The 20405-nt window shown below is 66.3% G+C and carries 11 protein-coding genes and 2 pseudogenes; 3 read left to right on the top strand and 10 right to left on the bottom strand.

Going from position 1 to position 20405, the window contains the following annotated elements; translation table 11 throughout:
• Positions 1-177 precede the first annotated feature (177 nt).
• Positions 178-2616, bottom strand: a complete 2439-nt coding sequence (locus ACFY4A_RS23485) for a CaiB/BaiF CoA transferase family protein (RefSeq protein WP_390831306.1) — start codon at positions 2614-2616, stop codon at positions 178-180.
• Between the two features lie 444 nt (positions 2617-3060).
• On the opposite strand from ACFY4A_RS23485, the gene ACFY4A_RS23490 reads away from it, so the two are divergent.
• Positions 3061-3858 carry a GntR family transcriptional regulator gene (locus ACFY4A_RS23490; RefSeq protein WP_390831307.1) on the top strand — a complete coding sequence of 266 codons (798 nt, stop codon included), beginning with the start codon at positions 3061-3063 and terminating at the stop codon, positions 3856-3858.
• 648 nt (positions 3859-4506) lie between these two features.
• Here the strand turns inward: ACFY4A_RS23490 and ACFY4A_RS23495 are convergent.
• Positions 4507-4605: pseudogene (locus ACFY4A_RS23495) on the bottom strand (transposase domain-containing protein); the annotation flags it as partial.
• A 443-nt stretch (positions 4606-5048) separates the two neighbouring features.
• Positions 5049-7376: a pyruvate dehydrogenase gene (locus tag ACFY4A_RS23500; protein ID WP_390831308.1), complete on the bottom strand. Its 2328-nt coding sequence runs from the start codon at positions 7374-7376 to the stop codon at positions 5049-5051.
• Positions 7377-7559: 183 nt separating this feature from the next.
• On the opposite strand from ACFY4A_RS23500, the gene ACFY4A_RS23505 reads away from it, so the two are divergent.
• Positions 7560-8075: an Lrp/AsnC family transcriptional regulator gene (locus ACFY4A_RS23505; protein WP_390831309.1), complete on the top strand. Its 516-nt coding sequence runs from the start codon at positions 7560-7562 to the stop codon at positions 8073-8075.
• A gap of 54 nt (positions 8076-8129) precedes the next feature.
• Here ACFY4A_RS23505 and ACFY4A_RS23510 read toward each other — a convergent pair whose 3' ends face one another.
• The 5 genes and pseudogenes from ACFY4A_RS23510 to ACFY4A_RS23530 form a co-directional block, all read right to left on the bottom strand.
• Positions 8130-8294: a hypothetical protein gene (locus ACFY4A_RS23510; protein ID WP_390831310.1), complete on the bottom strand. Its 165-nt coding sequence runs from the start codon at positions 8292-8294 to the stop codon at positions 8130-8132.
• A 166-nt stretch (positions 8295-8460) separates the two neighbouring features.
• A pseudogene (locus tag ACFY4A_RS23515) lies at positions 8461-9599 on the bottom strand (CaiB/BaiF CoA transferase family protein).
• Between the two features lie 75 nt (positions 9600-9674).
• Positions 9675-11837 (bottom strand): 3-hydroxyacyl-CoA dehydrogenase NAD-binding domain-containing protein, encoded by a 2163-nt coding sequence (locus ACFY4A_RS23520; RefSeq protein ID WP_390831311.1) that lies wholly within the window; start codon positions 11835-11837, stop codon positions 9675-9677.
• 31 nt (positions 11838-11868) lie between these two features.
• Entirely contained in the window at positions 11869-13083 is a 1215-nt protein-coding gene (locus ACFY4A_RS23525; protein ID WP_390831312.1) for an acetyl-CoA C-acetyltransferase, read from the bottom strand.
• Between the two features lie 513 nt (positions 13084-13596).
• On the bottom strand, positions 13597-15288 hold the full coding sequence (locus ACFY4A_RS23530) for a hypothetical protein (protein WP_390831313.1): 1692 nt from the start codon (positions 15286-15288) through the stop codon (positions 13597-13599).
• A 924-nt stretch (positions 15289-16212) separates the two neighbouring features.
• On the opposite strand from ACFY4A_RS23530, the gene ACFY4A_RS23535 reads away from it, so the two are divergent.
• Positions 16213-16854, top strand: a complete 642-nt coding sequence (locus ACFY4A_RS23535) for a hypothetical protein (RefSeq protein ID WP_390831314.1) — start codon at positions 16213-16215, stop codon at positions 16852-16854.
• Positions 16855-17338: 484 nt separating this feature from the next.
• Here ACFY4A_RS23535 and folE read toward each other — a convergent pair whose 3' ends face one another.
• Positions 17339-17983 (bottom strand): GTP cyclohydrolase I FolE, encoded by a 645-nt coding sequence (folE, locus tag ACFY4A_RS23540; protein WP_390831315.1) that lies wholly within the window; start codon positions 17981-17983, stop codon positions 17339-17341.
• A 766-nt stretch (positions 17984-18749) separates the two neighbouring features.
• Positions 18750-20249: an aldehyde dehydrogenase gene (locus ACFY4A_RS23545; protein WP_390831316.1), complete on the bottom strand. Its 1500-nt coding sequence runs from the start codon at positions 20247-20249 to the stop codon at positions 18750-18752.
• Between the last annotated feature and the right edge of the window lie 156 nt (positions 20250-20405).

Here is a 20405-nt window from a genome sequence, read left to right on the forward strand (position 1 = left end):
GCGGCCCGACCCTGCGGAGTGAGACCATGTCATGGCCACGGTGTACCGCAGGGATTTAGCGATATCACCCCCGACAACTCAACGGGAAGGTCGGTAGGACGTCTACGGGGAGCGCGAGTCGGCCGAGATCACGACCTGAACCGTCATACCTGCACGGTCAGTCTGTCACAACAGCTATCAGCGGCGCTCTGTCCCCTCCTCCGCGGCACCTTCTTCGATGAGCCGTTGAACCTCGTCGGGAGCAAGGCCGAGCACCTCGGTCAGGACTTCGCGGGTGTGTTCGCCGAACTCGGGCGCCGGCACCTGCCGCGGCGGGTCCATGCGTTCGGAGAAGAACGGTGCGTTCTGAACAGTGAGAGGTCCGAACCCTGGCTGCCGGAGCTTCTTCAGGTATTCGCGCGCGGACAGATGGGGGTCGTCCTCCAGTTCCGTCACCCTCGCCATGGCTCCGGCAGGGATCGCGGCCGCCTGCAGGAGGTGTTGGACGGCTCGTGGGTCAAGATTCGATGTCCAAGTGCCGACACGGGCGTCTATTCGCTCCCGGTTTCGCAGGCGCCCCGCCGTCGTACGCAATGCCGGTTCATCGCCCAGGTCGGCCAGCCCGGTCACGTCGCAGAAACGTGCCCACTCCTCGTCGCTGCGCACGGTGATGACGCACCACTCGTCGCTGCCCGCGCATGGGTAGACGCCCCAGGGGGCACCTTCGTCGCTGTAGTTCCCCTTCGCGCTGACCGCGCCGGGCTGCAGGCTCTCGAGCGCGACCAATTCGGAAAGCTGCACGAGGATCGCCTCAGCCTGTGCCCCTTCTACGTGCGCCCCTAGACCTGTACGGCGCCGTGCGATGAGTGCAGCCAGTCCGGCCGCAGCCATGACACGGGCGGCGTAGTGGTCCGGATACACGGTGCTGCCGTCGGCGAACGCCGAGGGACCTTCGGGGTACCGCCACAGGCTGGACAGCCCGGACGCGCATCGGACCAGCGGGCCGTAGCCCATCCAGCGCGCCCAGGGGCCTGTGCTTCCCATCGCGCTGCTCGTGACCATCACGATGCCGGGATTGACCTGGGCCAAGGTGTCGTAGCCGAGCCCAAGCGCCTCGAGCGTTCCCGGCTTGAAGTTGGACAGGACGAGGTCCGACTCGGCAACGAGTGCCGTGAACAGTGCCTTTCCGCGGTCGCTGCGCAGGTTGAGCCCGATGCTGCGCTTGCCCCGATGTCCCGACGCGAAGTTCGCATTCATCATCCCGCCCCGGGCAACCCGTGCCCCATCGGGGTAGGCGCGATTCTCGACCTTGATGACGTCGGCACCGAGGTCCGCGAAGAGCCGTCCGATCTCGGCTCCGTACACGATGACGCCGAGGTCGAGCACCCGGATTCCACTGAGTGGTCGGCGGCCGCCCGCGCCCGTGGTGGCAACGGGCGCCCCTGTCGCTCGGCCATCCGTCAGTTCCGCCAGGAGTGATGCGTTGTGCTCACCGACGTCGGGCGTACGCATCCGGATCCCGAGGCGACGCCCGTTGAACTCGACGAACCCGGTCGGGATTTTCGCGTCCAGTCCCGTGAAAATTTCACACCGCGCTATCGCCTGCCTTTGGACGTAATGCTCGGCCGCGATGACCTCCCCCAGAGTGAGCACCGGTGCGCAGGGCACGCCGCGGGACTGGCCCTCCTGAACGAGTTCTGCCGTCGACTTGCCTTTGAACAGCAGGCTGATGTGCTGCCGGATCTCGTCGACCCGCTTGAATCGTGTGAAGATCGCATCCAGAGCGTCGTCCATCAGGTCTTCCGGATCGCCGAGCCAAGAGCGCATCGCCCGCCACTGCCGCGGACTGAGCAGCACCACCCGCACGAATCCGTCACTGCACTCGAAGACCGGATACATGTCCAGCACTGGACGCTGGCGGGCTGACGTTGCCGCGGCAGCGCCCACATCGGCCCCGGCCGACGCAGTGCCGGCCATACCCATGGCGGGATCGAGGATCTGCCCGGTCGCTTCCAGGAGCGAGAAGTCGATATGGTCGCCCATTCCCGTCTCCATGGCGTTCCACAGCCCGACGAGCGCCGCGAATGAGGCCTGGACGGCCGCCGCCTCGGCCGGCAGAGCGGCGGGTGGCATGAGGGGGTACTGGTCGCCGATCCTCGACCGGCTCAGACATCCGGACATCGCCGTGTGCACCCATGGGCTCCCGACCCAATCGCGGTAGGGCCCGGTCTGGCCGAAGTCGGTTACCGAGAGCACAACGAGCCGCGGGTGGCGCGCGCGAAGCCCGGCGATGGAGAGGCCCACGGAGGCCAGCGAGCCCGGCGCGGTCGATTCGATCCAGAGGTCAACCGTGTCCAGCATCGCCTCGAATCGGCCACGGTCGGTGGTATCCGCCAGGTCGAGTGTTAGACCCTGTTTGTTGGCATTCCGGACCGCGAACGAGATGCTCACCCCGTCGTGGAACGGCCCCATACGGCGAGACGGCGAACCCTCCGGCGGTTCGAGCTTGATGACCGTCGCGCCGAGGTCGGCAAGGTACCGGCCGCACATCTCTGCCTTGTCCACCATCTCCAGCACACGTACACCGTGGAGCGGTAGGGCTCCGACAGACGGCATGCTCATCAGGCCACCTTCCATGGAGACGCGATTCGTCCACGTGACTTGTCACTACCAGTCAGACGACTTAGGTGCCCGCTCCAATGTCGATGCGGGACGTGCAGGCCGCCGGGATCACGGCTGTAGTGCGTCATTCTCGTCGGCGAGATGTCTCAATGGCCCACTCAGCCATGTAATGACAAGTGTTAATGTTGCATGGTCGCCCGGTACGGTCAAGACCGACCGGCGTCCTGCTACCTGCGATGCAACGACGGAGGTTCATGTATGCACTCCAGGCACGACCCGCCGGACGCTTCCGCTGCTCGGCGCGGGTTCCTTTCGTTGGCCCCGGCACTCTCTGCCGTGAGCCGAAATGGGTCCGCGCTGCGGCATACTGAGGCAATGCCTTCATCGCCTGGTGACCGTGCCCGAGCAGGGAACGATTCCGCTGAGGTGGGCCGGAAAGGCCGAAAGGTCGGCCGGCCCTTGTCGTCCGACGACTGGCAGTCGCCCTGGAACGAGAACATCCCGCGGTATCGGCAGATAGCCGCGGCTCTGATCAGTGCGATCGAGAGCGGCCAGCTTCGCGTCGGGGACGAATTGCCGTCCGAGAACGAGTTGTGTGAGATGTACGGCGTCAGCCGCACGACCGTGCGTGAGGCGTTTCGGCTCGTCGAACTCGAAGGTCTCGTTTCACGCCAGCGAGGTGCGGTGCGCAAGGTAATCGCAGCGGAACTGCGCGGATACACCCTGTCGCTCGGGTCGGAGGAGGAGACACGGCAGTATGCCGTCGAGAACATCGTCGACTACCGCCCGAACAAGCGGGGTATGTCGGCCAAGACGGCTACTGAGCTGGACATCAGCGATCCGGAGATGTATCGCTCCGCGTCCGGCCTGCACTGGGAGCGGGCCACAGGTGGTCGCCTGGCCGGGTTTGCGCCGCGGCAGGTCCAGCGCCGGCCCATCGCGTTCACGACCGTGTATATCAGGCATCCGTACAGCGAGATCGTCGACTCGTTGCACGGCCCGTCCTCAATCGCCTTGTTCGCTCCGATCTGCGCCAGTTACGGTCTGGCGCTGTCCCACATAGATCAGACCTCGTCAGCGATACTCATTCCGCCTGCGATAGCCCGTCGGCTGGGGTGCGAACCTGGCGAGCCCGGCCTGCGAGTGATCCACCGCTTCTACGCCGAGAAGATCGGGTTGCTAGAGCTTACCGACGAGGTCTATCCGGCAGATCGGTTCAGCCTCTTCCATCGCTTCAACGTCGTCTCGCCCTCCTAAGGGCCGTGGACGCAGGCGCAAACGAGCAGCTGACTGAAAACCGACCTGCCCAAGTCGTCTGTCGCTGCTTGTGAGTGCGAAGTACTGATCCTCGTGGTAGAACCGGAGATCTTGTGGCGGCGTCCGCCCGGCGTCGTTGACCGGGCATGATGCTGGTGTGACGGCTGTGCCGATAGCCGGGTGGGATGCCGAACTGGTCGCGTTGGCCGGTTTGTTGGGGGTACTTGTTCAACCGGCCAGAGCCGCAGGCGGTGTTTGCGCAGTTCATCGAGGGGCTGCTGGCGGAGCTGCCGAAGAAGAACGGCTGGACGTTGTCGGAGCGTGCCGGCAAGTGACTGCGGACCGGATGCAGTGAGTTGACCCCGGTTTCGTGGAGTCCCTGAAGCCGGACATATGATCCTGGCTCGAAGGGGAACCACGAGCAGTGCCAGCACCACGTAACGTCCACGGCAACCAGGCGCAGGCCCTGGCAGAAGGCGCAGGACTGGCGGTGGTCGGCCACTGGTCCGGCCAGGATCGAGAACAGGTGGCGCAACGGTCCGCTTCCCAGCCGGCGCCGGGCATGGGCCAGCGACGAGTCGCACGGGTGGGCCACGGGCACGCTGCCCAGTCCCGCCGTGAGCTTGGCCCATACCGCCTGTAGGAGGAGCGCTCGAAGAAGGCGAGGGCCAGCACGAAGTACACCACGACGCGCGCCGGGAGCAGCCGCTGCTGGCGGACACCGGTGCCCGCCAGGACCGCGTCGACCGACTCGGGGGCCGATGATCTCGGTCAACTCGCCCAGATGGCCAGGCGCGTACACGTCCAGGGCTGTCGCGCCGGACTGACGCTGACACAATTCTGCGGCAACGGGACCTCCGGGACACTCGCAAAGACTTTGACACCTGCGAACTACCAGATTTCCCGCCCTCTTGACAGGTGCACACATCCTTAAGGGCGCGTCTCGAAACAACACGCCGGTTCCGCTTGCAGACCCCTCAAATGTGGTATGCGGGCCGCCGACCTGCATGGGTCGGTTGGGCAGGAGGGCGAGCACGGTGCCACGGAGTATGGGCGACATCGCGGTTTACGCAGGTCCACACCGTGCTGTCACAACCACGGCTCCCAGAACCGGAATCAGCGTGTTATTGATCTGCAAGCCCTAACGCACTGGCGTTGATACCGATATGACCGCGCCGTCCTCGGCATGCCTATTCCAGGAGGTCGAGGGTGGCGCGGATGATGCTGTCGGTGTCGATGCCGTGGTGGTGGTAGACGTCGTCGATGGTTCCGGATTGGCCGAACCGGGTAACGCCGAGTGAGGTGGTGGGCGTCTGGTTGATGTTACCCAGGAACGCCAGAGCGTGCGGGTGACCGTCCAGGACGGTGACCAGCGGCGTGGCCCGCGAAGGGGGGAAGGCCTGGTCGAGGATCCAGCTCGGGCCCTCCTGTCGGCCTTGCCTCGCTTGCAGTGCTGTGAAGAGCAGGCCGGGGCTGGTCACGCACACGACGTCGGTCTCGATGTCCGCCTGCGCCAGCCGTTCGGCCGCGGCGAGCGCCTCGGGTATCAGCGCGCCCATCACGGCGATGGTGACCTTGGCGTGCTCGGCGCGCCGCAGTGGGTAAGCTCCGGCGACGACCTGCCGCCTGCGGCGCTCCCTGGCCGCCGGGTCGGTCGGTACCGCGGCGAAGGTCTGGTCGACAGGCCGGGTGGACAACCTTAGGTAGGCCGAGCTTCCGCCCGGTTTGCCGAGGCGGGCGAGGCTGGCGAGCAGTGTCCATTCGAGGTCGATCGCGAAGGCGGGTTCGTAGCTGATGCAGCCAGGTTGTTCGATGCCGATGGAGGGGGTGGTGATCGATTGGTGTGCGCCGCCCTCAGGTGCGAGGGTCACTCCGGAGGGGGTGCCGACCAGGATCGACTGGCCGCCGGCGTAGATGCCGAACGACCATGGTTCCAGGGCGCGTTCGACGAACGGGTCATACATCACGCCGATCGGCAGCAGCGGCTGTCCCCACCGGCTCCACGTGGCCCCGAGCTCGCCGAGCAGGCCGACCAGATTGGTCTCGGCGATGCCGAGCTCGATGTGCTGGCCAGTGGGCTTTTCCCGCCAGTGCAGGATCGTCTCGGCGTCGTCGGCGAACCAGTCCACCCGCTCGCGGGCAGACCAGACCCCGACCTTGTTGACCCAGCCGCCCAGATTGGTGCTGGAGCTGACGTCCGGGCTGACCGTCACCACCCGCCGGGCCGCCTGGGGCGCCTGACGGGTCAGGTCCATCAGCACCCGGCCCAGCGCCGCCTGAGTCGTCGCGGTTCCGGCCGGGGTGCGGCCGAGGTCGGTCGGTAGCTCAGGCGGCGGCTGCGGCGACAGGTCCGGGCGGCGCAGCCACTGGGACCTGTCCGCGCATGCTCGTTCAGCGGAGCTACCGGTGGCGAACCGATTCCATGGATGTTCAAGGTCCGTGCCCAGCCTGTCGGCCAGCTCCTGCATCTGTTCGGTAGTCAGCAGCGAGGAGTGGTTCTGTGGATGGCCGCGTGAGGGCAGGCCGTAGCCCTTCACCGTGTACGCGAAGATCACTGTTGGCCGGGTGTCGTCGATGGAGGCGAACGCCTGATCGAGCGCGCGCAGGTCGTGGCCGCCGAGGTCGCCGATGGCCGCCAGCAGGGTCGAGTCGTCCAGGCTGGCCACCAGTGCGCTGATCGGCTCGCGCAGCGGTCCCTGACCGGGCAGCCGTTGCCGCAATTGGTCGGCGGTGCAGCGCAGCAGGCGCTGGTATTCGGGGTTGGGCATCCTGTCGATGCGGGTGCGCAGAGCGTTCCCGCCGGGGCGGCCGAACAACTCCTCCAGTAGTCGGCCGTACTTCAGGGTGAGCACCTGCCAGCCGGCTGCAGCGAACATCCCTTGCAGGCGATCAGCGGCGATGTCGGGCACCACCCGGTCCAGCGATTGGCGGTTCAGATCGACGATCCACACGATCTCGCCGAGTTCGGCGATGCCCGGGTCGAGGATCGCCTCCCATACCGCGCCCTCGTCCAGTTCGGCGTCACCGAGCAGCGAGTACTGCCGGCCGGTGCCAGCGCCGCCGGTGGTGTGCTCCACGAAGCGGCGGGCCAGGGCACCCCAGATCGGGGCGGTGGCACCGATCCCCACCGACCCGGTCGAGTAGTCCACCGGGTCGGGGTCTTTGGACCGGCTCGGGTAGCTCTGGAGCCCGCCGAATGCCCGCAACCTCGGCAGGTACGCCTCGTCCAATTCGCCCAGCAGATAGTTGATCGCGTGCAACACCGGTGAGGCGTGCGGCTTCACCGCGACGCGGTCCTCGGGTTTGAGATGCCAGAACCACAACGACGTCATGATCGACACCATCGACGCGGACGAGGCTTGGTGTCCCCCTACCTTCAGGCCGGACGGATTCGGCCGCACCTGGTTCGCGTGATGGATCATCGCGGTCGACAACCACAACACGCGATCCTCGATATCCCGTAGGACATCGAGGGAGCCGGCTTCGGGCTGCAGCGGGGTGGGCGCGGTACTGGTCATCTGTGATTCCTTCGGCGGCGGTACAGAGTGGGCCTTCTCTGCCCGGACCTCGGCGAGGTGACAGACGTGCACTCCATGTGTGCACTGGTTGCCGCTCATAGCATCACGATGGCATTAAATGCACAATCACAGCGTAAGAAATTGAGCAGAATGCACTTCAAGCATCAGTGCACCCCTTCGGAAGTGAGCATTGTGCAAAACCATGACCGGATCAGCCCGACCGACGCCCGCCTGCTCCTCGCTCTGATCGACCATCCCCGGGCCACCACCATCGCCCTGGCGGAGCACGCCAGGCTGTCCCGCAACACCGTGCAGACCAGGCTGGCCAGACTCGAACAGGACCGCGGACTGGTCTCGTTCGATCGCCGGATCGACCCCAAGGCCCTCGGGTATACGCTGACCGCCTACGTCACGACCCAAGTCACCCAGCGCAGGCTGGACGACGTCGCCACGGCCTTGGCCGCGATCCCCGAGGTACTCCAGGTGCATGGCGTCAGCGGGCCGATCGATCTGCTCGTGCACGTCGTCGCCGCCGACGCCGACGACCTCTATCGCATCGCCGGCCAGATCCTGGCCATCCCCGGGGTCGAGCGCACCAACACCGCCCTGGTCATGCGCGAACTCGTCGACTATCGCATCACCCCTCTACTCTGCCGAATCGCCGACCCGAACGAACCCGACCTCCAGTCGAGCATCTGAGCGAGCACTCCGAGCCGGGCCGGTCGCGGGGCCGGGGGATGGGCCCTGAGAGGCCTACAGCGGGGCGCGCCCCCTCAGCAGCCTCACCGCGCAGCAACGGGCCTCCCTGGCGAGATCGGCGGCCAGCATCCGTACCTCTTCACGGCGCTCGCGGGTGCCCTGCGGAATGGACGCGTAGCAAGCTGAGCGGACAGGGCCCGCGCTGGTCACCTGGCGCATGCTCTGGTGAAGCCCCTTTCCCAGCCAGGCTGATCGTCACCGGCGTCCTACCGGCAGGCCTTATGGCGCGTGACCCGCGTCTGACCGAATTCGGCCTCGGTCATGATGCACTTGGGCATGTCGTTCACCTGTTTCGTGTGGCCCAACGCATGTGCTTGGCCCTCGCTCAGGCCTGGATCGCGGCACCCTGCTTGATCAGATCGTCTACGTCGTCGACACCCCAGTCGGACAGGGCCGCTTGCGTGTGCGTTCCCCGAATTGCTGAAGTCCCAGCACCGCCGGGGGTGCGCGAGAACGCAAAGCAGGGGCCCGCTGCACCTACGTCCTGGATCAGGAGGGTCTCGCGCTCTGCCAGGTGCGGGTGATCGGGCGCTTCGGCCAGGCAGAGCACGGGCGCGACGCAGGCATCGGTTCCGTCGAACACAACGGTCCACTCCTCCCGCGTACGCTGAGCGAAGGTATTGGCAATCTCGGCGTGCAATGTGTTGCAGTGCTGCGAATCCGTCTGCGCGGGCAGCGCGTCCGGGTCGAGGCCGAGAAGCCGGACGAACTCGGCGTAGAACTTCGCCTCGATCGGGCTGACCGCCATGTACCCGCCGTGGGACGTCTCGTACCCGTTGTAGAACGGCACCCAGGTGTCGAGCAGGTTCGTGTCTCGTTGAGGTTGCCAGGCGCCCGCGCCTCTCATCCCGTAGATCATGGTGGCGAGGTGGCCCTTGCCGTCCACGGCCTCGGCGTCGACGACCTGGTCGCGACCGGACGCGCTGCCTCGTGCAGAGCGGCAAGCAGGCCCACGACCAGGTACAGCGAGCCACCTGCGAAGTCGCCCAGAAGATTGAGCGGGACCTGCGGCGGCCCGTTCGGTCGACCGATGAGGGCCAGCGCACCGGTGATCGGGATGTAGGTGATGTCGTGCCCGGCGGTGGGGGCCAGTGGTCTGGTCTCTCCCCACCCTGTCATCCGCCCGTACACAAGCTTCGGATGGCGGGCGAGGGGCATTCCTGCGGTCCGAGGCTCAGCCGCTCGGTCACGCCCGGTCGGAACCCCTCGATCAGCACGTCGGCGTGCTCCACGAGCCGCAGGACAGTCTCCAGTCCGCGCTCCGGGCGCGGGTCGACGACGACTGCCCGCTTACCCCGGTTGAGCAGGTCGTGCGCCAGGCGCGACGCCGTCACCAGGGCCACCCCCGGGCCTGTCGACACGAACCACATCGGCGCCCAGGTCGGCCAGCAGCGTCCCGCAGAACGGCCCCGGCCCGAGTCCCGCCAAGTCGACCACCCGCACGCCTTCAACGGGGCCCGTCATGGGTCTCTCCTTCCGTTGGAGTCGTCGCGGTGGCACGGCTCCACCCCCCCGGCCACCGCGACGGGAGAACTGGGACTATTCGAAGATCTCGCCGGCCTCGGCCTTCGCGATCAGGCTGGCCGGAGGTTTGAACTGCGGCCCGTACTTGGCCGCGAGTTCCTGGGCTCGTGCGACAAATCCTGCGAGGCCGCGCTCGTAGCCGTTGATGTACTGGATGACGCCGCCGGTCCAGGCCGGGAAGCCGATGCCCAGGATCGAGCCGATGTTGGCGTCGGGGACGGAACACAGCACGCCATCGTCGAAGCACTTCACCGTTTCGATCGCTTCGGAGAAGAGCATGCGCTCCTTCATGTCCTCAAAAGGGATTTGGTAGCCGGGCTCGCGGAAGTGCTCCCGCAGCCCGGGCCACAGTCCTGCCCGCCTCCCGTCCTCGTAGGCGTAGAAGCCCGCCCCCGAGGAGCGTCCCTTCCGGTCGAACTCGTCGATCATCCGGTCGACGACGGCCTCGGAACCGTTGTCGAACCAGGCGTTGCCGGCGGCGAGCTCGGCGGCCTTGGTCTCTTCCCGCACCTTGCGCGCCAGCGTCAGCGTCAGCTCGTCCTGGAGCTGGAGGGGAGCTACCGGGTAGCCGGCCTGCAGCCCGGCCTGCTCGACGGACACCGGGCTCAACCCCTCGCCGACCATGGCGAGCGCTTCGGCGACGAACCTCATGATGACCCGGCTGGTGAAGAAGCCGCGGCGATCGTTGACCACGATCGGTGTCTTGCTGATCAGCTGCGCCAGATCGATGGTTTTCGCCAAGGTGGCGTCGCTGGTCTTCTCCCCGACGATGATCTCCAGAAGAGTCATCTTCTCCACCGGTGAGAAGAAGTGCATGCCGATGAAGTCTTCGGGCCTGCTCACACTGGCCGCGAGCCCGCTGATCGGCAGGGTCGAGGTGTTCGTACCCAGCACTGCGTCGGAGGCCACTACCGGTTCGATCTCGCCGAACACCTTCTGCTTGACCGCCGGGTCCTCGAACACGGCCTCGATGACCAAGTCCGCGCCCGACGCGTCGTCGAAGACCTCGGTCGGGTGGATCCGGGCCAGGAGCTCGTCCGCCTTCTTGCGGGGCATCGTGCCACGGGAGACGGCCTTTTCGACGAGCTTGACCGAGTAGCCCTTACCCCGGTTCGCCGCGTCGATTGTGACGTCCTTGAGTACCACCTCGATGCCGCCCTTGGCGCAGACGTACGCGATGCCCGCGCCCATCATGCCCGCGCCGAGGACCGCCACCTTGCGGACCGTGTGCTTGGGGTAGCCCGCCGGGCGCGATCCGCCGGACTTGATGTGATTCATGTCGAAGAAGAATGCCTTGATCATGTTCTTCGCGACCTGTCCGGTGGCGAGCTCGGTGAGGTAGCGCGTCTCGATGGTCGAGGCGGTGTCGAAGCCGACCTGGCTGCCCTCGATCGCTACAGCCACGATGGCGCGCGGCGCTGGCAGGTTGGCGCCCTTGACCTGCTTGCGAAGATTGGACGTCAGGAGCGGAAGGTTCGCCGCGAAGCTCGCGTTCGCTGGAGTACCACCGGGTATGCGGTACCCCTTGAGGTCCCAGGGCTGTACGGCGTCGGGGTTGACGAGGATCCACTTGCGAGCGGCGTCGAGCAGGTCCTCCGGGCTCCCGACGACCTCGTCGATGAGGCCCAACTCCAGTGCCTTCGCGGGGCCCATCCGCTGGCCCTGCAGCAACACCTCCGTCAGGGCCTTGTGAACACCCAGGAGCCGGACCGTGCGCACCACGCCGCCACCGCCTGGCAGCAGGCCGAGGCCCACCTCGGGGAGCCCGATCTGAGTGCTTCGTCCCGCAAGGGCGATGCGGTGGTGGGTCGCGAGGGCGATCTCGAGGCCTCCCCCGAGCGCCGCGCCGTTGATCGCCGCGACCACGGGTCTGCCGAGGGTCTCCAGCCGGCGGAGATCCGCCTTGATCCCTTGGGTGCTGGCGAAGAGCTCCGCCGCGTTCTCCTTCGTGGTCGCCAGCAGGTGGTTGAGGTCCCCACCGGCGAAGAAGGTCTTCTTCGCGGAGGTGATGATCACGCCTGTGATCGAGCCCTTCTCGGCTTCGAGGCGATCGATGGCGGCTCGCATCGACGCCACGTGACGGGCGTTCATGGTGTTTGCGGACTGGGCGGGGTCGTCCATGGTCAGCACAACGATGCCGTCGGCACTGGACTCCCAGCGAATCGTGCTCTCACTCATTGTCTGGAGTTCTTCCTTTTCCGACTGGGAATCAGGCTCGTTCGATAAGGGTCGCCACACCCATTCCGCCGCCGATGCACAGCGTCACGATCGCGCGGCGGGCGTCGCGCCGTTCGAGCTCGTCGACCATGGTGCCGAGGATCATCGCACCGGTCGCTCCGAGCGGATGTCCCATGGCGATGGCGCCGCCGTTGACGTTTAGCTTCTCGTCGGGGATGGCGAAGTCCTTCTGGTACTTCAGCGCCACCGACGCGAAAGCCTCGTTGATCTCGAACAGGTCGATGTCGTCGACGGTCAGATCAGTTTGGGCCAGCAGCTTTTCGGTGGCCGGGGTTGGCCCGGTCAGCATGATCGTGTTGTCGGCACCTGACGTGGCGGTCGCCACCACTCTGGCGCGCGGTACGAGGCCGAAGTCCCTGCCTGCACGCTCGCTGCCGATCAGTACCAGCGCCGCGCCGTCCACGATGCCCGACGAGTTGCCGGCGGTGTGGACGTGTTCGATCTTCTCGACCCAGTGGTACTTCTGCAGCGCCACGGCATCGAACCCGCCGGCCTCCCCGAGGGCTGCGAAAGAGGGGCGCAGCTGACTCAGGCTCTCGATGGTGGAGCCGGGCCGCATGTGCTCGTCGCGGTCGAGCACCGTGACCCCGTTCTGGTCCACGACGGGAACCACAGAGCTTCCGAAGTACCCACCCTCCCAGGCCTTCGCCGCGCGTTCCTGGGAGCGGACCGCGTAGGCGTCCACGTCCTCACGGGAGAACCCGTCGATGGTGGCGATGAGGTCCGCACCGGTGCCCTGGGAGACGAAGTACGTGTCATAGGCCGTGGCCGGATCGTTCATCATTGCGCCACCGTCGGAGCCCATCGGCACCCGCGACATTGATTCGACGCCACCGCCGATCACCAGTTGCTCGAAACCTGACCGAACCTTCTGGGCAGCGACATTGACCGCCTCCAGCCCGGAGGCGCAGAAACGGTTGAGCTGGAATCCGGCGACGGTGTTCGGCAGGCCGGCGGCCAGCGCCGCCGTCCGTGCGATGCACCCGCCCTGCTCACCGATCGGACTGACGACACCGAGGACGATGTCCTCGACCCCGGCCGGATCGAGACCTGGATTTCGCTTGCGCAGCTCATCGATGAGCCCGACGAGAAGCGAAACCGGCTTCGTGCCATGCAGCGAACCGCTCTCCTTGCCCCGGCCCCGGGGTGTGCGGATCGCATCGTAGATAAACGCCTCGACAGTCACACACAAATTCCTTTCTGGCCTGTGCCGCTCACAGCGAGCCGCAGATGAGCGTCTTGGTGCAGAAGTCGATGGATCACCGTGGTGTTGCTTTGATCGCGACCGACTTGTCGAGCACCGGTCGACGACAGGTACCGCGCGCCACGATGGCGTCCCGCCGTGCGGTGTAGCAGGGATCTCGGGACAGCTCCTGGTCATGAGGCAGTTCGCGCAACTCACCAGGTGGGGTTGTTCCTTGACGTGAGAGGTGACGCGATGGCCTTGTCCCAGCATGACTTACTCCGCCTCATGGAGTCACTGCGTATGGCGGACGGAATCGAGTTGATCACGGTCCTGGCCCACGCGCGCCGCGTGGCTGACCGTGCCGCCCGGCACTCCCTGCTCAGCACCCGGCGGCCAGGGGGACTTCATCGAGGAGAAGATTCCCGCCCAAGTTCTCTCGGACTGACGCCCCGCCATCTCGCTGGCTGCTAGGGCACTATGCCGCTTCAACGGCAGCGCGCCCAGCAACACGCATCACGCGCTCACCTCCACGCCGTCCCGGAGGGCAGCCAGTTCCTGGACGCGATGCCGGGCACAGACGTTGCGGGACGGCAGGGCCGCGCGGCCGCACGGCACGCTGCCGTCCATGCCGGAGCAGGTATCCGGCCGCGCGGGGGCGGCAAGCTTCGCGGGCGCGGTGCTGGCCAGGGCAGCGGCATCCTCTCGGCAGGGTTTGCACAGGCCGTCCTCGATGGCGTGACCGGTCAGGAAGATCCGGGCGCCGCAGTCACCGCAGTAGTCACGCGCCGGGCCCTCGGGCTCCCGCGGCGCCGGAACCGGAGCCGCGGCAGGGCGCCGGATGACGTCGTCCAACTCGCAGACGCTGCACGTGCCGACTGGGTCGGGACGGATTCCGTGCTCTGGGCACAGGCCGTGCCCGACACGCTTGGCACGCTGCCGGGCCGCGGCGCGGTCGGCGACGCCCTCGGCGCATACGTTGCAGCGGCGGCCGGTTGACCACGTCGTGCCGGACTCGCAGTCCAGCTGCCCGCAGCCCCAGCGCGGCAGCGCCAGCCCGAGCAGCCACCGTCCCGGGTCGCGGACGTCCGAGAGCATCACGCCGGCGAACCGGGCAGTCAGCCGGTAGCGCAGCCGCTCGGCGGTCATGCCCTGCCGCAGCTGACGGCCCACCTCACGGGCGATCTTCCGCACGACGAAGTCGTTGTTCGCCCGCTTCAGCAGCAGGTGCACCGGCTCCAGCACGGCGTATATCTGCGCGCTCATGGCCAGCTGCGGACCGGTGTACGACGGACGGGTGGGCCCCCCGTCCCTGCTGCCGCGCTGTTCGTTCTCGGACTTCGGGGAGGGTTGTTGGCTGTTTCCACCCGCGGGAAGCGCGAGACCACCGTCGGCCTCAGTAGGCAGCGTCTGGCCAGCGGGGTTATACACAACCCCGGCGCACATACCTACCGGTACCTCGCCTACGGCGGGTGCGAGAAACGCACGCCCGTCCTCTGGTCGATCAGTCTTAGGTGATTCCTCATACGCGAGGGATCCCTCATCAACTGGCGAACCCGATCCCTCACCAACTTGGGAAGGATCCGTCTCATTGGAGGTCCCGTTCGCGGCCCTCCCCGGCTCCTCAGGGACGACGTCGGGCGTGGACTGCACGGGCGCCGGAGCGATGTCGTGCGCGATGTACCGGTGCCGCCCCTGCGCCCCGGCCCGCCTTCGTACTGTCACCCAGCGCGCCGCCTCCAGCTCGTCCACGATCGCCCCGGCCGCCGTCACCGAGATCGCCTGGCCGGCCTTCTCCCCGGAGTGGTGGCGCAGTCCTGCCGCTAGCTCCCCCTCGGTCAGCGCGATGCCCCGCTGCTCCGTGAAGAGGATCAGCGCGTACGCGCGCAGCTGCCGGGGGGTGAGGTCCTCAGCAGCCGCAACCGGCAGCCACACGAACGTCTCCGCACGCGTCATCGGCCGCACCGTTCGCAGCGCCGACTGACCTCGGCCCCCCGGCAGCGTCCGCCGCTCCGAACGCAGCTCCACCACACCGTCCGGGCCAGGACGGCGCAGCTGCTTCATCCCGCGATCGACCGACGCCACCGACAGCCCCAGGTATGAAGCGATCGTCGATGTCTTAGCCTGGCATCCCTCCGGCCGCGCAGCCAGTGCGGCGATCTTCACGTACACCGACAGCGTGACGTCCTGGTAGTGGGGCGAAGACACCAGCCGCCACGGCACCCGCACCCGCTGACGTCGCACCGGTACGCCCGCTGCAGCCCTGGCCTCACAGCGCTGCGACGGAACCGGAGCACTGGCTGTCGATGCGGGGCTCACCGCAGGCCCCAAGCGTGGGAAAGGGAAACGTCCGCCGACGTACGCGTGAGCGGCCGGAGAGCTGGCGCGTTGGCGTGCTGAGACGAGGAGTATGACCGGATGGACGGCGCACTTGCCGCCAGTCGGGCATAGACGGGCTGGAAAAAGGCAGCAGCATGCTGCAACATGTCTCTTGCTTTCCTTCACGTGTGGAGGAGGAAATGACGAAGCCGCCTCTGGCGCTTCGTTGGTTCGCGGAGAACCAAGATCGAACTGTTCGGCCGGCCGCTAACCGGACGGACAGAGCCTTCGGGAGGGCCTGCTAAGCCCGCCCGGTGGAAGATGGGGCGCCATAGCCGAGGTGATTGCGCTCACCTAGGTGGCCGGGCGTCCCGGCGGCTCGAAGCCCCGCTCAGCGGGCACCGCCATTCGCGATTACGCCATCTCGCCCCCTGCCGGGGCAGAGGTGTACCCGCGCCCGGACCAGCGCGGAAGACTGGGGAAAAAGAAGGCACCCGACCGGAGCGATGCGCATGTCATCGCTGCTACGGCGGGTGCCTTGTTGTGTGCCTGTCGGAGAGTACGGGTGGCCTGATCCACGACGTGACCTCCACAGGTATGAGGTCGCGTTTCGCCCCGCAGCTTGCTCAAGGCTGCGGGACACAAAGCCGTATGGGCGAAATTCGAGATCACTCTACTTTTACGGTATGCAACCATGGCACCCCGCCGCGAACCGTGTCGCCGCTGGCCCAGAACTCCCTGACACACCGCCAGTCGCACATCGGGTGAGAGCCTCGTCGTTACGCGCAAGAGGGCCACGGCCTCCTGGCCTTCATGACCACGCCCGACCATCCGATCGACAGCTACGCACCGCCCGCACGACGCCGCGGGTACATCGAAGCGATGCGACAGATCGCGGCCGTCCGTCTCCCCGAAAAACCGGCCCGTGTCTACTTCAGCGCGCCCCCCAGATTCCTCGACCGCCCCAACTGGGAACATCGTCTCGGTAGCATCCGAGACCTCCTCCCGCGGGGCGTCGAGCTGCTCCACTACTGCACCGCCCTCGGCTCGAACGCCGATTACTTCGCGCAGTGGCCGAAGCTCGCTGAGCCCCTCGACGGCCTCATCGTCACCGGCGTCCACTCCAAAGCCGGCAGACGGCGCCTCCTGCGGCTCGGACCCGTGGCACGCCAGGAACTCATCACCATGGTCAGAGCTGGAAAACCGGTTCTGCTGCACAGCATGGAACTCGGCCTGGTCCCTGTGGTCGACTGTCGGGCGCAACGCACCGGGAAAGAACCGCATCAGCGGCTCCGCCTCACCATCCCCAGCGGTTGGACCAACCCGGCCCCCACACTCTGTGCCGCGCTGGAAGCACTGCGCCGGCTTGGTAGCGAGCACCACACGGATGAGCCTTGCCACCTCGCTCGCCGCTTCGCGCACAGGGGCAGCAGCAGAACAGCCCCTGGAGGCTGATCGCCATACACTCATGGAGCAGCCTCACCCCCCTGAAGTGCTGTGGCATATGGAAGCGCAGGCGTCGGTGACGATCCACGGCCGGTAGCCGGTCTGATAGGCAGCGATCGCTTCGTGCAAGCAAACGTCCGTGCCGACGCTGCCCATGACCGTCATCGGTTCTCCGTCCGCCAACGTCGCCAACTGTGTCCTGGGAGGTCGTAGTGCCTTAGCTCGGGCGGCAGCAGACCTTCATAGCCGATACACGAACAACAATCGGCATACCAGCCGTCATCAACCCTGCATTCGCGGCGGCGGGTGGTGCAGTGGGCGCCGATTTCATGCCCGCACGGACATAGCGGCCTTCACCGGCGTGCGTTCCCTGACCGTTCAACTCTACGGTGTCCTGCTTTCGTTGAGTGTCCGGATGAGGCAGCGCCTGCAGAGTGGGGTGGACGAGCAGCACGGAACCTTGCGCTCATTCTTGATTTGTTCAGCATCGTGATCATTGTCTTGCTGTGCGCATCCCGGTCAAGGCGAGGAACTCCGCGCGACAGCGCGCGTCATCCCGCAGGACGCCATGCATGGTTGATGTAACAGTGCGCGAACCGGGGGCACGGACTCCGCGCAACGTCATACACATGTGCTCCGCCTGAATGACGACCCCAACGCCCCGTGGAGCGAGATGGTCCCGCAACCAGTCCGCGATCTGCTTCGTCAGTCGCTCCTGCACCTGCAGGTCACGAGAGAAGAGCTCAACCGTCCTAGCGAGCTTCGACAACCCCAGGATTCGTTCGCCGGGGAGGTATCCAACGTGCGCCACTCCGTGAAACGGCAGAATGTGGTGTTCACACAACGAATAGACAGGAATATCGCAAGCGAGTACCAGCTCGTCGTAGTCCTCGTCGTTGGGGAAAGCTGTGAGATCGAAATCTCGCGGCGTCAGCAAATCACGATAAGCATGGGCAACACGCCGGGGTGTATCGGCGAGGTGCTCGCTGGCTGGGTCTTTCCCAAGCGCCACCAAGAGGTCTCTGACCGCCCGCTCCGCAGCGTCGAGATCGGGCACACCGCGACCGTGCACCACGCGCAGTCCTGAAGAAGGCGCGGCCGCGTTCAACTTCTTCCCTGCCATGCTTGACTTCGCCATGCTCATATCCTCGACGCCTCGTACCTGTTCCGCTTGACGATCGTGATCTTGATGGGGTAGCTCTCGGCCGCCGCCTCATGGCCGAGTCCTCACCGCCACCGAACCCAGCAAGGGAAGGTGGTCGCCACCAGGCTGCCCAAACATGCGTCGCGAGGCATGTTCGCCAAACCCCGCTAGTAGCCCCAAGCTGACCCAGAAGCTCGAATGTCACGTTCTACTTCCGGAGTACTGGGAGGACTTGCGCTGATGCCGGTCTGTACCGGTGGCGGAGTCTGCGGCGTCAATGCTGCGCAGTAGGGCATCAACAAGCGCCCGTGCTTGGGTAGTCGACATGTTGATCAAGCTGTACCGGCCATTGACGTGGTGGGCGAACTCCACGAAAGGAACAGGTTCGCAAGCGTGGGTGGTACCGGAATCTTCGGTGAGGTATTGAACGGCCCTTACCTCGAAGAACTGCCCCCCATCCTTGCCGAAGCCAACAGGAACTTCGATGGAACGCGCCTCGTGTGAGATCGGCGAATCACTGCTGTGAGCCAAGCAGCACCAATCCGGACAGCCTGCCATTCGGTGTGCCTTCATGTCGGTCACCACCTCGCGTGGGTGTGTTCCATCAGCCGTTTCTTTCATAGAATCAGTCGTTCTCGCAGGCGAACGGTCAGCGATCAGCGAGAGCCGATCGACCAGCTCTGCGTTCCAGCCCTGTGTTATCCCGGGAGGCCGGCGCGTCCGGGCGTTCCCACGGCGCGCCGGTCCTGCGTTCCGGTGATCAGACGACCGAGTCCTCGAATCCCGTCGGGCGGCCCTCGAGGACGATGAACTTCGTCTCGAGGAAGGGCAGTAGTCCCTCCTTGCCGCCCTCGCGCCCGATTCCTGACTGTTTGAACCCGCCGAAGGACACACCGAAGTCCGAACGCCACGCGTTGTGGCCCACCGTCCCGGATCGGATCTGACGGGCGACTCGCCGAGCCCGATCGACGTCATCGGTGAAGACCGACGCATTCAGCCCGTAGATCGTGTCGTTGGCGACTGCGACCGCTTCCGCTTCATCCTCCACCGGGATGACACTCAGCACCGGGCCGAAGATCTCCTCCTGCGCGATCGTGGACCGGTTGTCGACCTGCCCGAAGACCGTGGGCTCGATGTACCAGCCGCGGTCGAGATGCTGAGGGCGCCGACCGCCCGTGACGAGCTTCGCACCTTCATCCACGCCCTTGGCGATGTAGCCCTCGACCCGATCGCGCTGGCGCTGGAGTGCAAGTGGTCCCATCTGCGTCGCCTCGTCGAACGGGTCGCCGACCTGGATGCCAGAGAAGATCGATGCCAGCGCCTCGACCAGATCGTTGTGCTGCCTCTTCGTGACAACGACGCGCGTCAGCGAAGAACACACCTGCCCGGAGAGGAAGCATTCCTGGCCGGCGATCGCGGCGGCTGCCGCTGCGACGTCGTAGTCGTCGAGCACCACAGCCGCCGACTTGCCGCCCAGTTCGAGGGTGACACGGGCGACGCGCTCACCGCACAGTGACGCGATGCGGCGTCCGGCTGCCGTCGAGCCGGTGAAAGTGATCTTGTCGACGCGCGGGTCGCGGACGAGCAGCTCGGAGACCTCCCGGTCGGCTGTGACCACGTTGAGCACCCCCGGTGGCAACCCCACAGCCTCGGCGATCTCGGCGACGACATACCCTTCGCCGGGCGCCTCCGGCGAGGACTTCAGCACGATCGTGCAGCCTGCCAGGAGTGCCGGCGCGATTTTGGCCGCGATCAGTCCGAGCGGGCCGTTCCATGGAACGATCGCCCCGACGACGCCCACCGGCTCGCGTACCAACAGTCCGAACTCGCCACCAGCCGTCGGCATCACCGGTTCTTCGAACGGGTAGGTGCTGCTGAGTTCCGCGTAGTACTCGAACATACCCGCGGCCGCTTCACCCACATGCAGCGCCGCCGTGTGGATGACACCCGACTCCCGCGGCCAGATCTGCGCGAAGTCCTTGATACGGTCCCTGAACTGGGCCGCCATAGCTCGGAGATACTCAGCCCGCTCAGCATGGGTCAGGCGCGGCCACGGCCCCTCGTCGAACGCCCGGCGGGCGGCATCGACGGCCCGCGTGATGTCCGGGGCCTGCGCTTCAGCCACTTGGAAGTACAGCTGCTCCGTGCTCGAGTCGATCACGTCGAACGCGGAATCGGATGAGGGAGCGACCCACTCCCCACCAATGTAGAAACGGTTCGCGTGACGAACAGGTGCAGCCGCGTCGTTCAGCAGCGTCATGCTCGTTCTCCTTTGAGTTCGGCCGAATCAGCCACGGTGTCTCCCCGCGCGCCCAGCTCCGGACGTGAGCAGAGCGCGCGGGGCTGCCCCGGCACCGATGTGCATTCGTCTTCGTCTTCGCACTGGTGACGTGGCGGGGAGACCCGCTCGCCGTCG

It is taken from the genome of Streptomyces sp. NPDC001292 (assembly GCF_042896465.1).
Lineage (GTDB): Bacteria > Actinomycetota > Actinomycetes > Streptomycetales > Streptomycetaceae > Streptomyces.

Excerpts from the sequence above, each read along its gene's own strand:
- folE (WP_390831315.1), bottom strand. The coding sequence starts at position 17,983 with ATGGCGAAGTCAAGCATGGCAGGGAAGAAGTTGAACGCGGCCGCGCCT.
- ACFY4A_RS23510 (WP_390831310.1), bottom strand. The coding sequence starts at position 8,294 with ATGCGCCAGGTGACCAGCGCGGGCCCTGTCCGCTCAGCTTGCTACGCG.
- ACFY4A_RS23485 (WP_390831306.1), bottom strand. The coding sequence starts at position 2,616 with ATGGAAGGTGGCCTGATGAGCATGCCGTCTGTCGGAGCCCTACCGCTC.
- ACFY4A_RS23545 (WP_390831316.1), bottom strand. The coding sequence starts at position 20,249 with ATGACGCTGCTGAACGACGCGGCTGCACCTGTTCGTCACGCGAACCGT.
- ACFY4A_RS23535 (WP_390831314.1), top strand. The coding sequence starts at position 16,213 with ATGACCACGCCCGACCATCCGATCGACAGCTACGCACCGCCCGCACGA.
- ACFY4A_RS23520 (WP_390831311.1), bottom strand. The coding sequence starts at position 11,837 with ATGAGTGAGAGCACGATTCGCTGGGAGTCCAGTGCCGACGGCATCGTT.
- ACFY4A_RS23500 (WP_390831308.1), bottom strand. The coding sequence starts at position 7,376 with ATGACCAGTACCGCGCCCACCCCGCTGCAGCCCGAAGCCGGCTCCCTC.